The organism is Mediterraneibacter flintii, assembly GCF_055387595.1.
Window position 1 is genome coordinate 26541 of record NZ_AP031405.1, and the last position, 13300, is coordinate 39840.

The window sequence follows — 13300 nt, forward strand, 5'->3', positions numbered from 1 at the left end:
TGAAATTTTATTTAAGAAAGCTTTCAGCCCTTATTTTATATATCACATACGTGAAAATATCATATTTTCATCTCAAGATACACCATATCCACAAGCTGCACCCCTCCGTCATACACAGGATGATAATAGTTATCTAGAAAAAAGTTTTTAACCGAATATCCGGATCGTTTAAAACCACATTTTTCATAAAACGGAATCGTTGAAGGGCTATCGCCTGTTCCTACCTGCAAAGTATGAAAATGTCCCCTATAAGTATCTTTTATATATTCAATAAACTGTTTTCCATAGCCGTTTCTTTGACTGTCTGGTTTGACCGCCAAATTTTTAATTTCTAAAATCCCGTTTCCTTCATCTGTTACAACACAAACCGCTATGACATCTTTCTCAGACAAAATATACATTCTTCCCCTGTCTAAATATCTGTCAATCATACTTTCCTGCTCATCTCCAAGCAATAGTAGATTAAGATACTGCTTTTTGTTTTCAACAACCTCTATAATTTCCATAACTTTTTTATACTTTTCCCTTTGTTCTATATTTCTTTTTCCAGCAGCTTTTCTTTTTCCTTCCGTCTCATTTTTTTGATAGCATACTCACGTCTCATCGCCTCTTCTTTTGTCTGGAATTCCTCATAATATGCAAGCATAACAGGACGCCTGGATTTCGTATATTTCGCACCTTTGCCCTCATTATGATCTCGGATACGTTTTTCAAGATTATTTGTCCATCCCGTATAAAGGCTTCCATCTTTACATTTTACAATATATGTATAATTCATCTTCTGCCTCACTTTATAAAAACAAAAACTTCTGCAAAATATTTTATCTTCATAATTTCACTCCCTGTTTCATTTAATTTCCAAACTGAATTTAACAATTTTATTATATCATAAAAATGTAATTTTAGTCACAAATTAGGTCGTTCCGACGCGGCTTTTGCTGTACAGGCATGAACAAAGTGGGCAAGCCCACTTCAACTCCCCTGCCCTCCCTCACTCTTAAGAGGCTTGTCCACTTTGCGCGCCGCTGCAATACCGCAAAGCGGTAAAATTTCCTTATTGCGGCGTGCGCATCCCGCCCGGAGGGATTTTTGTATAATAGGAAATTTATCGAAATTTCCTATTATACAAAAAAGAACCTCTATCTTGCCGCAGCTTAATAGGGGTTCTTCGTCCTTGCTCAGTCTGACGGCAGATTTATTCCTGCCGTGTTTTTTACATAAAATCCAAAGGATTTACCGGTGTTCCGTCTTTTGTTATCTCAAAATACAGATTCGGTCCCTCTACAGAATAATATTTCGTCGGTTCACTTAAAGTCCCGATAAACTCCCCTGTACCGACATAGTCTCCGACTGCCAATGAGACATCACTTAACTGTCCATAAGTAGCAGAATATCCATTTCCCATGTCCAATGTCACCGTTGTTCCAGTCTGCGCAGTTTCTTCGATATTTGTCACAATTCCCGCAGCGGAAGCAGAAATCGTCTCGCCTACCTCACCGCCGATTATCAATGCCGGATTGTATTTGTACTGTTCCAGTGTCGAGAAAAATACAGTCTGATCCATACTATAATTAATCAATACAGCTCCGCTTGCAGGCCATGCAAGTACACTTTCTTCTGAAAACCAAAGATTCGATGTATCTCCTGTTGTCTCTACACCAGTACCTTCCCCCTGGTTTTCATCTGTCTGCTGTTCTTCTGTACTATCTGTCTTATCTTCCTCTTCTGTCTGTATAGATGTATTACTGTCTGCTTCTGGAAGGACAATCTCATTTGTTGTTGTCTCTTTACTTTTCTCTTCTGTAAGCTTTTCTGCCTGTTTTTCAGCCTTTGCTACCTGTTCGTCAATCTGTTTTTCATAATTGTTGAATGTAAATGCCCCAACCATTGCAATCACTGCAACAAAACAAATTACAATACCAACGGCGGCACCTTTGCTTCTGAAAAAAGAAGGCTTTTCGTTTTTATTCATTATCATCACCTCTGGCATTATTTTTGCCAGAAAAGTAATGGGTTATTCTACTTTTGCAAATATTTCTCCTACGTCAGTTAAATTTGTTCCCTCAAAAAAATATTGCAGAATTTCTTCATAGTTTTTTCCCTCTTTTGCCAGTTCATTTGCCATCCATTGGCTCATACCCAAGCCATGTCCTTTCCCTGTCGTTGTCACTTTAAGTTTTCCGTCACTGTCTTTTAAAGAAAACGCGCTGGACGGAAGCGAAAGGGCGTCTCTGAACTGATCCCCTGTGCATACGGTCTCTCCTATCCGCATATTTAATACGTAGCCTGCCGTATCATACGACTGAATTTCAAAGTCTGTAAATTCGTATCCTTTTTTAGCCCTCTCTTCTTCTTCGGCAACTAAAAAATCCTTGCATTTCTCCTGAATTTCCTTGTACTCAAAGGTATGTACCTGCATTTCATCCTCCGCCTCTTTATCCTGTGAACATTCTTTTACTAAAAGATACGGATACTCCTCACTTCCCAAAACCTCCTGAGCGCTCCTTGTTGAGCCATTGCTGGACTGATGAAAAGGAGTCCATGCATAAGTGTCATTATAATACAAGACTTGATTGCCTGTTTCTGTAATTGCTTTTGAATACTTCTCATAATATTTTTTGTATTCTTTTGAATTCCACTTTTTTTCCAGCTCTTCTGCTGTAAGATAGGATTCTGTCATTACTGGATCTTCTGCCCCGTCTATTGTCTTATACAATGCTGTCCTTGCCAGGACTGCCTGTGCTTTCAATGCCTCCTCCTCATAATTTTCCGGCATCTCCTTTGCCAGTACGCCAAGAAAATATTCGCTCCAGGGAACTTCTTTTATTTCTTCCTCATTCCCTGCCTGTGTCTTTACCTGGACATATATTCTGTCTGCCTTATTCTCTGCTTTAATATCTGCTCCATTTACAAATACAGAAATCACATAGGGCAGTAAAATAAGAATTAAGATAAAAGCTCCTACTGCTTTTAATTTCTGTCTTATATACCGTTGTCCCATAAAAACAGCCCTCCATATTCTAATATATGAAGGGCTGTGCTTATTTATGAATGCATTTCTTATTCTTGTTTTTCTGTCTTTTTCCCGTCATCAGACTGTACAGGTTCCGCCTCTGGTACAGGCGGTACCGGTGGTACGGGCGGCAGTGGTGTCACCGGAGGTACTTGAGGTCCCTCTTTTGGTTCCATTCCTGGATTATAATCTTTTTCTCTCATAACAAAGAAACAGATAGATTCATATAAAGGAATCGTGGCACTAAGCACCGCGTGGGCGATAGACATATTCTTAGAAGTAAACCTCGTCAGAATCTGGTGATTTACAAGTATAACAAGTACCTTATAAACTGCTTCGTAGAGTATACTCACCAGCACCAGTACAATCAACCAGACAATGAGTCCCATAATAGAACTAACCCCGAAAGATGCTGCACTGCCCATGCTTCCGCCCGAATAGCTCGCCAGGCTCATAAATGCATTTATTCCCATAATTCCAATCAGAATAATATAGAAAACCATTCCTACAGCTCCATAGATAAAAGGCAATGCCAGAAGCCAGATTCCGGGATTCTTGATTGTTTTGTTTTTCAGTCCAATTCTTCCTGCAAGCTCTCCCTGGAGATAAACTCGGGCAAATGGAATAAACGCAAGCCAAGGGTAATCCATTTTTTGCCTCTTTGCCATCGTATATACCCCGATTGCCTTGAATATATAACTGATAAGATAAAATACCAGACACACGACAAGGATTATCAGGTAGATGGATAAGATTCCAATAATAGCTGATTCTGATGATCCTGACGGTACATCATAACTATATTCATAACTGTAGCTCATAAGCTGCGCCTCCTTCTTATATCCATCATCAGACTATTCAGGCTGCCCTGACGGAACATATACTTTCTTCAGTTTCCAAATATCTGTTACATATTCCTCTATTGTTCTGTCAGAACTGAATTTTCCGCTGCACGCCGTATTGAGAATTGCCATCTTAGACCATCTTTGCTCATCTCTGTACGCCTCCTCAACTCGTTTGTGTGCCTCTGCATATGGCCAGAAATCCTTCAAAATAAAATACATATCCGGACGCGCTGTGCACTGCGTATTCAGTAGAGAATTATACAGATTCTTATACATATTGTGATCTCCATTTGCATACGTACCGTCCATCAACTGATCGATCACCCTCTTCAATTCCCAATCATTGAAGTAAATATCCAACGGATTATAGCCCCCCTGGTTCTCATAATTGATAACCTCCTGAGAACTTAAACCAAAGATAAATGCGTTTTCTTCCCCTACTTCCTGCACAATCTCTACGTTAGCCCCATCCATCGTTCCAAGCGTAGGTGCTCCATTCAGCATAAATTTCATATTTCCTGTGCCAGATGCCTCTTTGGACGCGGTAGAAATCTGTTCGCTGACGTCCGCAGCAGCAAAAAGTAATTCTGCATTTGATACACGGTAATCCTCAATAAAAACTACTTTTAACTTACCATTGATACTTCTGTCATTGTTCACTACATCTGCAACAGAATTGATAAGCTTGATTGTCTCCTTCGCACGCTGGTACCCTGCTGCCGCTTTTGCCCCGAAAATAAAAGTCCGCGGATAGAAAGACATCTCTGGGTGCTCTTTTATCTGATTATACAGATACATAATATGCAGGATATTCAAAAACTGGCGTTTATATTCATGGAGACGTTTTACCTGTACATCAAAAATAGAGCGCGGATCTAATTCTATTCCATTATGTTTTTTAATATATTCTGCCAAACGAACTTTGTTCTTATACTTAATCTGCATAAATTCCCGACGGGCCTGCTCATCATTGACAAGTGGCTTCAAATTCGCTATCTTAGACAAATCTGTAAGCCATCCGTCTCCGATTCTATCGGTAATCCATTCCGCAAGCAGCGGATTTCCATGTGCAAGGAACCGCCTCTGCGTAATTCCATTTGTCTTATTGTTGAACTTCTGCGGGAACATCTCATAGAAGTCCTTCAATTCCTGGTTTTTCAAAATTTCCGTATGAAGCTTTGCCACGCCGTTTACGGAAAATCCGGAAATAATTGCCATATTTGCCATTCTCACCTGGCCGTCCATCAGAATTGCCATTTTCTTAACCTTCTCTTCATTTCCAGGATATTTCTCTCTTACCTGGATTAAGAACCGGCGGTCAATCTCCTGCACAATCTGATAAATACGCGGCAGAAGGCGGGAGAATAAATCAATCGGCCATTTTTCAAGTGCTTCTGCCATAATTGTATGGTTGGTGTATGCACATGTCCTGGACATAACCTCCCACGCTTCTTCCCAGTTTAATCCTTCTTCGTCAATCAGAAGCCGCATCAGTTCCGGAACTGCTACAGTTGGATGTGTATCATTCATCTGAATAACTACTTTCTCATGCAGTTTCCGAATATCACTGTGCTTCTTTTTGTATTTTGCAATCATCGCTTGAAGACTCGCAGAAATAAAGAAATACTGCTGTTTCAGGCGAAGCTCCTTACCCGAATAATGGTTGTCATTTGGATAAAGTACATCTACAATCAGTTTTGCCAGGTTTTCCTGTTCCACTGCTTTGTGATAATTTCCTCTGTCAAATTCATCCAGCTGGAAATCTGTAATTGCCTTTGCGTCCCACACACGCAGTGTATTCACTACATGGTTTCCATATCCGACGATCGGCATGTCATATGGTATCGCCAGCACAGATTCATAATTTTCCTGAATAAAGATGTCTTTTCCTGTTTCTGGATCCTTCTCAAACCGGATATTTCCGCCAAAACGTACTTCCTTTGCGTATTCTTCTCTGCGCAGCTCAAACGGATTTCCTTCCTTAAGCCAATTGTCCGGCACTTCTACCTGGTATCCATTTTCAATTTTCTGCTTAAACATACCATAACGGTAACGGATTCCACAACCATATGCCGGATAATTTAATGTAGAAAGAGAATCCAGAAAACATGCGGCGAGACGTCCCAAGCCGCCGTTTCCAAGAGCCGGATCCGGCTCTTCATCTTCAATCGCATTTAAATCAATGTTCATCTCTTTAAGTGCTTCTTTTACTTCGCTGTATGCAGTCATATTAATCAGGTTATTTCCAAGAGCGCGTCCCATTAAGAATTCCATAGACATATAATAGACCGTCTTGGCATCCGCCTCATCATACGCCTTCTGAGATGCCAGCCAGTCATCAATAATTACTTCTTTTACCGCATAAGACACCGCCTGGAAAATCTGCTGCGGCGTTGCCTCGTCCATCGTTTTGCGGTAAAGTGCCTTTACATTGTCCTGAACTGCCGCTTTAAAAGTTTCTTTTTCAAATCTTTTGCTATACATATATATTACATACCTTCTTTCTCAACACCCATTGTGACAGCTTCCCCGTTTATCTTCCATTCTTTTACATAACCGGACGGCTGTCCCTTTAAAACACTTTCTGCCAATACTTCACTGCTGATAGCTTCGCTGTATTTTTCAAAAATTGTCTCGGCTTTCTGGCTTCCTTCATAAGTCAGGCGAATTCTATCCATTACTTCAAAGTCTGCTTCTTTACGCATTGTCTGAACTTTACTGATAATTTCTCTTACAAATCCTTCCTCTAAGAGCTCTTCTGTCAGATTTGTATCCAGAACAACTGTAATTCCGTTATCGTTTTCTGAAACATACCCTTCGATCTGCGCTGTATCAATCAGCAGCTCTTCTTTAAACAATGTAATCTCCTGTCCGTTTACATCCAGTTTCAATGCACCTGTCTCATTTAATTCATCCATTGCCGCATTTCCGTCTAATGCATCAAGGGCTGCTTTGATTCCACCTAACATTTTACCATATTTGGGGCCAACTGTCTTTAACTGTGGTTTAAAGGTATAGGAAGTAAATTCTCTTACGTCCTCTGTAAATTTTATTTTCTTTACATTCAGTTCATCTGTCACAATATCCTGATAAAACTCGGGAAGCGAAAAACCTGCTTTCACAAACATCTGTCCGATTGGCTGCCGGTTTTTAATATTAGATGTGTTTCTGCATGCACGCCCCATTACAACCAATTTCAGGACATTTTCCATATTTGCTTCCAGCTCTGTATCAATATATCTTTCTTCTGATACAGGGAAGTCACACAGATGAATACTTTCTGGAGCCGTTTTGTCAATACTGCGTACAAGATTCTGATAAATCTCTTCTGTCATAAACGGAATCATAGGAGCCGCTACTTTGGAAACTGTAACAAGTGCAGTATATAAGGTCATATATGCGTTAATTTTATCCTGCTCCATTCCCTTTGCCCAGAACCGTTCACGACTTCTTCTTACATACCAGTTACTCATATCGTCCACAAAATCCTGAAGCGCCCTTGCAGATTCTGGAATCCGGTAATTTGCAAGATTGTCATCTACTGTACGAATCAGTGTATTTAACTTAGACAAAAGCCATTTGTCCATAACAGACAGCTTCTCATACTCTAATGTATATTTTGCAGCGTCAAACTTATCTATATTCGCGTATAATACAAAAAATGCATAAGTATTCCACAGCGTCCCCATAAATTTGCGCTGTCCTTCTGTCACTGCTTTACCATGAAAGCGATTTGGAAGCCATGGAGCACTGTTGACATAGAAATACCAGCGGATCGCGTCGGCACCATATGTCTTTAAAGCGTCAAATGGATCTACCGCATTTCCTTTTGATTTACTCATCTTCTGTCCATTCTCATCCTGTACATGTCCTAAAACAATTACGTTTTTATACGGCGCTTCATTAAACAGAAGTGTAGAGATCGCCAGAAGCGAATAGAACCATCCTCTAGTCTGATCCACCGCTTCAGATATAAAGTCTGCCGGAAACTGTTGTTTAAATATCTCTTCATTTTCAAATGGATAATGATGCTGAGCAAAAGGCATAGAACCACTGTCAAACCAGCAGTCAATTACTTCCGGTACTCGGTGCATCTCCTTTCCACATTCTGGGCAGGTGATTGTCACGTCATCTATATACGGACGGTGCAGCTCTATATCCTCCGGGCAGTTTTTAGACATTTGTTTTAACTCTGCAATGCTGCCTACCGAATGCATATGTCCGCACTCACACTCCCAGATATTTAAAGGAGTTCCCCAGTAACGGTTTCTGCTGATTCCCCAGTCCTGTACATTCTCCAGCCAGTCGCCGAAACGCCCTTTTCCGATACTCTCTGGAATCCAGTTAATCGTATTGTTATTGGCAATCAGATCGTCTTTTACTGCTGTCATCTTGATAAACCAGGATTCACGTGCATAGTAAATAAGCGGCGTGTCACATCTCCAGCAGTGCGGGTAACTATGTTCAAATTTCGGAGCGTCCAGGAGCAGTCCTCTCTCCTCCAAATCTTTTAATACCATTGGATCCGCTTTTTTTACAAATACACCGGCAAATGGGGTTGTCTCTCCCATATTTCCTTTTTCATCTACAAGCTGTACAAAAGGAAGCCCGTATTTTCTTCCCACGTTGGCATCGTCTTCACCAAATGCCGGAGCAATATGGACGATACCTGTTCCGTCTGTCATAGTAACATACGTATCACATACAACATAGAAAGCTTTTTTGTTCTGTTTCTGCGCGCTATCGGCAGCACATTGATAAAGCGGTTCGTATTCTTTATACTCCAGATCTGTTCCTACATAAGTTTCCAACACTTCATATGCCGGTGTTCCTTCTTCAGCCAGTTTTCCAAGTACCTTGTCTGCAAGCGCCTGTGCAATATAGTAGACTCTCTCATCTACTGCCTTCACCTTCAAATAAGTCTCCGTCGGATGCACACACAGCGCTAAGTTGGACGGCAGTGTCCAAGGAGTTGTAGTCCATGCAAGAATATATGCATCCTCATTTTTTACCTTGAATCTTACGATTGCCGAGCGCTCTTTTACATCTTTGTATCCCTGCGCTACCTCCTGCGCAGAAAGCGGAGTTCCACAACGCGGACAATAGGGCACGATTTTAAATCCCTTGTAGAGAAGTTTCTTATCCCAGATCTGTTTTAATGCCCACCACTCTGACTCGATAAAGTTATTGTCATATGTGACATAAGGATGATCCATATCCGCCCAAAATCCGACTGTACTAGAAAAATCCTCCCACATTCCCTTGTATTTCCAGACACTCTCTTTACATTTGTCGATAAACGGTTCCAGACCATATTCTTCAATCTGATCTTTTCCGTCCAGCCCCAGAAGCTTTTCTACCTCCAGTTCTACCGGCAGACCATGCGTATCCCATCCTGCCTTCCTCGGTACCATATTTCCTTTCATTGTACGATACCGCGGAATCATATCCTTAATTACACGGGTAAGTACATGGCCAATATGCGGTTTTCCGTTTGCTGTCGGAGGGCCGTCATAGAATGTATACTCTGGACAGCCTTCTCTTTCCTCCATGCTTTTCTGGAAAATCTGGTTGTCTGCCCAAAATTTTTCAATTTCTTTTTCTCTTTCTACAAAATTCATGTCTGTGGAAACTTTCTTATACATCTTTTCTCTTTCCTTTCTATTATAATATTAAAGAACTATGCGGGTATGCCCGCTTCCACTTTTCTCCCTCTTTTATTAAGAGATATGGCCTGTTAGAAGACATTTATATAAACAGAACACCAAAGACATTTCCTGGTGGATAAAAGGGAACAAAGTTTCCTATACAATAAAAAGAGCTTTCGCCCTGTAATAGGACGAAAGCTTTATACTTACGTTTCACCACCTGTTACAACATACTTAAACCTTATAGTTCGTATATGTGTTCCTGATAACGCTGAAACCTGCGTCAGTCTCTACTCCTTTATTTCTCTACCTTCTATACGGAAAATCTCTCGCGTTTCGAGAACTGCGGCTCAAAAGTGATGTTCGTAAAATATCTTACTGATACCGGGCTTACACCGTCCCCGACTCGCTTGGATGTTCAGATATAATCTACTGTCTTTATCATAGCCTTTTCTTTATTTATGCTTATACAGGGTTATTATAAGTAGGATACATAAAATAGTCAAGAGTTTCTGGATAATCTTTCGGGTAATTTCTCTTATGCATGAGGAATATTTGTATATTCGCTGATTTCTCTACTAATCGTGCATAAGTCCTCTACTGACAGATCATGTAGGTTCTCATGCCCTGTAATTCTGGCGAACATTTTTAATTCTTCCAGAGAAACACGCAGGAAATTTGCCACTCTGGCTGCCGCCGCATCCTCATGCAGACGTGCCCTTAATTCTTTATCCTGTGTCGCAATACCCATAGGACACATACCTGTCCCACAGATTTTATACTGCTGACATGCCATTGCAATCAACGCTGAGGAAGCAATTGCTATGGCATCCGCCCCCATTGCAAGCGCCTTAGCAAAATCAGCAGATACCCGCAATCCTCCTGTAATAATCAAACTAATGTCTGACTGGATACTATCCAAGTATTTCCTTGCACGATACAGCGCATAAATCGTCGGAACACTCGAACTATCTCTTAAAAATTTCGGAGAGGAACCGGTAGCCCCTCCTCTTCCGTCTATCGTAATAAAATCTGGCTCGGCATATACGCAAAAAGCTAAATCTCTCTCAATCCTTCCTGCTGCAATTTTTACCCCTACAGGTCTTCCTTCCGAAGCATACTTCAACTGACTAATTAAATTTTTTAAATCTTCCTTTGTCTTTATTCCCGGAAATCTGGATGGAGCAATGATATCTTTCCCTATCGGCTTATTTCTGACTTCACTAATTTCTCTCGTTACTTTCTCTCCTGGAAGGTGTCCTCCCATTCCTGGTTTTGTCCCCTGCCCGATTTTAATTTCAATAGCATCTGCATTCCGTAAATTTTCTGGGGTTACACTATACAAATTCCCGACATATTCAAAAATATATTTATCTGCTGCTTCCATTTCTTCCGGTAGAATTCCGCCTTCTCCGGAACACATAGCACTGTGTGCCAAAGCAGAACCCCTTGCAAGAGATATTTTTGCTTCTCTTGAAAGTGCGCCAAAAGACATATGGGAAATATACACTGGATTTTCTAAGACAAGCGGTTTACGCGCATGTCTCCCAATTACCGTCTCTGTCCGTACCTGCGCTGTTTCTTCTAATGGCATAGGATCTAGCTGTGCCCCTAATATAAGAATATCGTCCCAACCTGGCATAGGCATTTCTGTTCCCATAGCAGCGGAAATGCTTTTCCCTGTCACAGCAATTTCATGTATTTCCTTCATATATCTACAGCTTTCGTCCTGCCTTACAAACTCTTTTGGGTACTCTAATTTTACTTCCTTTTTTTCTTTTATCTCTTCGTTTCTTTCCTCCTCATAAACGGTAAACTTTTCTGTCGGCTGATGACAGACTGGACATTCCTTTAAATCTGAAAACGGTCTTCTCTCCTGTTCCTCATCATAGATATAACCGCAAACACTACACCTGTACCTTTTCATACTCTCTTCCTCCTTGCGAATCAATCAGAAACCGTATAACACAGCTACTTACTTTTATTCTAGCATAGAGGGAATGAAGTTACTACTTACTTGTTTGGTTTGCTGTACATTCTAGTATTTTCTATATTTATTTTTTCTGTGTCTTTTCTTTCTTCTTTTTACCTGCCTATATTTTACTATCAATATCCATACGATACATAATACTACAACCGCAATACCCACACTGACTGCTATCCTAGCAATGCTGGAAGATTTCGTTTTCTTAGACGTATCTTCCTTTTTCTCCTTCTGTGCAATCTTAATATTTTTATTCTCTTCTTTCTGACTTTCCACATATTTCTTCGTCAAAATTACACTTGCACTCCCAACATTTTGTCCATGATACGTATAGGCAGCTATTCCCTCCCTTGTTTCTTCATCTAAAAGAGTAATCTCTTGTTCTAATTCAGAGAAAGTCACCCCATTTGGCACTGTTACATATGCTTCTTCAGAAAAGGATTCTATTTCTTCAGAGCCTGTTGTGCTTATCTGGTTGTTTAAAGATATTCTATTAAAGTTCTCAAAGGCATAGTCCAGCGCTGCGCGGGTATCATCATAGGCTGCCACACCGTAATCATATAACACGACTGCTGCCAGACGCATTGTCCCATTGTCTGCCATCGTTACAAGTGTCGTTTTTGCCTGATCTGTATATCCGGTTTTTCCACCGGTACAATATGCATAATAATAGTAGTTCTCCGGCCAGAGCATTTTGTGATTTTGATAGACGATTCTCTCCTCATTCATCAGATTAGTAGGAGGAATCGTATAAGATAATGTTCCCATAACATTTTGGAATTCTTCTTGTTTATAAACTTCGGACGCTATCAGAGCCATATCGTGTGCCGTTGTATAATGTTCTTCATCATGCAGTCCATTCGCATTCACCCAATGGGAACCTGTACAGCCAAGCTCCACTGCACGTTCATTCATTTCCTGTATAAAGGCAGAATATCCTCCGCCCATTTTCTGTCCGATATTCTCCGCTACAGCGTAGGAAACTTCATTTGCAGACGCCAGAAGAATTCCATACAACGCCTCATCTAATGTGAGAATTTCTCCTGGCGTCATTCCTATACTGGCATCCCCGTACTCCAGAAAGGAAACACTATCTTCTGAAAAAGTAATCGTATCTGTCAATTCTCCGTTCTCAAGCGCTACCAGTGTGGTAAGCAGTTTTGTAATGCTTGCAGGGTAGTGCCTCTCATCTATTTTCTTTCCATATAGAACAGCTTTGCTGTCCATATCCATAACGACTGCGGAAGCCCCGTACACATTCGGTCCCTGCGGCCATTTCTCAAATGTATTTGTATCTGGCACTACTTCGTAGGATTCTTGTTTTTCCTTCTCCTCTGCCGCCTGTTTTTCTTCTTCTGTCATTTCTGTTTCGGATACAGTATCCGTCAAAGCCTCTTCTGCCATTACCTTCCATGACGGTTGTAGTATAAGCACAATAGCCAATATCATAAGTAAAATCTGTTTTCCTGATTTTCTCATTTTTTAACCTCCACAGCAATAGGCTGCCTTCTCGGTAAATACTTTGAAAATATTTTATCACTAAATAAGAAAAAAATACAGTTCAAGAATATCTGTCTAAAAGTCTAATCAAAAAATGAAAAAACGCCGGAAATCTTGAAAAATCAACATTTCCGACGGAATCTTCTGGCGTCGCTAAGAGGATTTGAACCTCCGGCCTACCGCTTAGGAGTTCCTTGCGGAACGTGGTAGCTAGTGGTTCGATTATCCTTACGGTGGCGTTTAACAGCGGAAATACAGGCAAAAGTCTCTGTTCCTTCTGGAAGCTGATAAACTGACCTATACTCAAATT

The 13300-nt window shown here is 40.7% G+C and carries 9 protein-coding genes; all 9 read right to left on the bottom strand.

All coding sequences use genetic code 11. The features are described 5' to 3' along the window. Positions 1-59: 59 nt before the first annotated feature. The 9 genes from ACZ5C4_RS00130 to ACZ5C4_RS00170 all read right to left on the bottom strand — a co-directional run bounded on the left by ACZ5C4_RS00130 (position 60) and on the right by ACZ5C4_RS00170 (position 12969). Complete coding sequence (locus ACZ5C4_RS00130) at positions 60-506, bottom strand: GNAT family N-acetyltransferase (RefSeq protein WP_464519274.1); 447 nt, start codon at positions 504-506, stop codon at positions 60-62. Between the two features lie 26 nt (positions 507-532). Further along, the gene (locus ACZ5C4_RS00135; RefSeq protein WP_464519275.1) at positions 533-778 is read right to left on the bottom strand and encodes a GIY-YIG nuclease family protein; all 246 of its coding nucleotides are present in this window, start codon (positions 776-778) and stop codon (positions 533-535) included. Positions 779-1213: 435 nt separating this feature from the next. Next, the gene (locus ACZ5C4_RS00140; protein WP_464519276.1) at positions 1214-1972 is read right to left on the bottom strand and encodes a peptidoglycan DD-metalloendopeptidase family protein; all 759 of its coding nucleotides are present in this window, start codon (positions 1970-1972) and stop codon (positions 1214-1216) included. A gap of 42 nt (positions 1973-2014) precedes the next feature. Further along, positions 2015-3001: a SpoIID/LytB domain-containing protein gene (locus tag ACZ5C4_RS00145; protein WP_464519277.1), complete on the bottom strand. Its 987-nt coding sequence runs from the start codon at positions 2999-3001 to the stop codon at positions 2015-2017. Between the two features lie 59 nt (positions 3002-3060). Next, complete coding sequence (locus ACZ5C4_RS00150; RefSeq protein ID WP_464519278.1) at positions 3061-3834, bottom strand: hypothetical protein; 774 nt, start codon at positions 3832-3834, stop codon at positions 3061-3063. 33 nt (positions 3835-3867) lie between these two features. After that, positions 3868-6342, bottom strand: coding sequence for a glycogen/starch/alpha-glucan phosphorylase (locus ACZ5C4_RS00155; protein WP_464519279.1), 2475 nt, complete (start codon positions 6340-6342; stop codon positions 3868-3870). A gap of 5 nt (positions 6343-6347) precedes the next feature. Beyond that, positions 6348-9503, bottom strand: a complete 3156-nt coding sequence (gene ileS / locus ACZ5C4_RS00160) for an isoleucine--tRNA ligase (RefSeq protein ID WP_464519280.1) — start codon at positions 9501-9503, stop codon at positions 6348-6350. A gap of 541 nt (positions 9504-10044) precedes the next feature. Continuing rightward, positions 10045-11433 carry a glutamate synthase-related protein gene (locus ACZ5C4_RS00165; protein ID WP_464519281.1) on the bottom strand — a complete coding sequence of 463 codons (1389 nt, stop codon included), beginning with the start codon at positions 11431-11433 and terminating at the stop codon, positions 10045-10047. A gap of 111 nt (positions 11434-11544) precedes the next feature. Then, positions 11545-12969 (bottom strand): D-alanyl-D-alanine carboxypeptidase family protein, encoded by a 1425-nt coding sequence (locus tag ACZ5C4_RS00170; RefSeq protein WP_464519282.1) that lies wholly within the window; start codon positions 12967-12969, stop codon positions 11545-11547. Positions 12970-13300 lie beyond the last annotated feature (331 nt).

What these genes read in the sequence shown, in the direction of transcription:
- ACZ5C4_RS00140 (WP_464519276.1), bottom strand. Translation starts at nt 1,972, where the DNA reads ATGAATAAAAACGAAAAGCCTTCTTTTTTCAGAAGCAAAGGTGCCGCC.
- ileS (WP_464519280.1), bottom strand. Translation starts at nt 9,503, where the DNA reads ATGTATAAGAAAGTTTCCACAGACATGAATTTTGTAGAAAGAGAAAAA.
- ACZ5C4_RS00170 (WP_464519282.1), bottom strand. Translation starts at nt 12,969, where the DNA reads ATGAGAAAATCAGGAAAACAGATTTTACTTATGATATTGGCTATTGTG.
- ACZ5C4_RS00150 (WP_464519278.1), bottom strand. Translation starts at nt 3,834, where the DNA reads ATGAGCTACAGTTATGAATATAGTTATGATGTACCGTCAGGATCATCA.
- ACZ5C4_RS00135 (WP_464519275.1), bottom strand. Translation starts at nt 778, where the DNA reads ATGAATTATACATATATTGTAAAATGTAAAGATGGAAGCCTTTATACG.
- ACZ5C4_RS00130 (WP_464519274.1), bottom strand. Translation starts at nt 506, where the DNA reads ATGGAAATTATAGAGGTTGTTGAAAACAAAAAGCAGTATCTTAATCTA.
- ACZ5C4_RS00165 (WP_464519281.1), bottom strand. Translation starts at nt 11,433, where the DNA reads ATGAAAAGGTACAGGTGTAGTGTTTGCGGTTATATCTATGATGAGGAA.
- ACZ5C4_RS00155 (WP_464519279.1), bottom strand. Translation starts at nt 6,342, where the DNA reads ATGTATAGCAAAAGATTTGAAAAAGAAACTTTTAAAGCGGCAGTTCAG.
- ACZ5C4_RS00145 (WP_464519277.1), bottom strand. Translation starts at nt 3,001, where the DNA reads ATGGGACAACGGTATATAAGACAGAAATTAAAAGCAGTAGGAGCTTTT.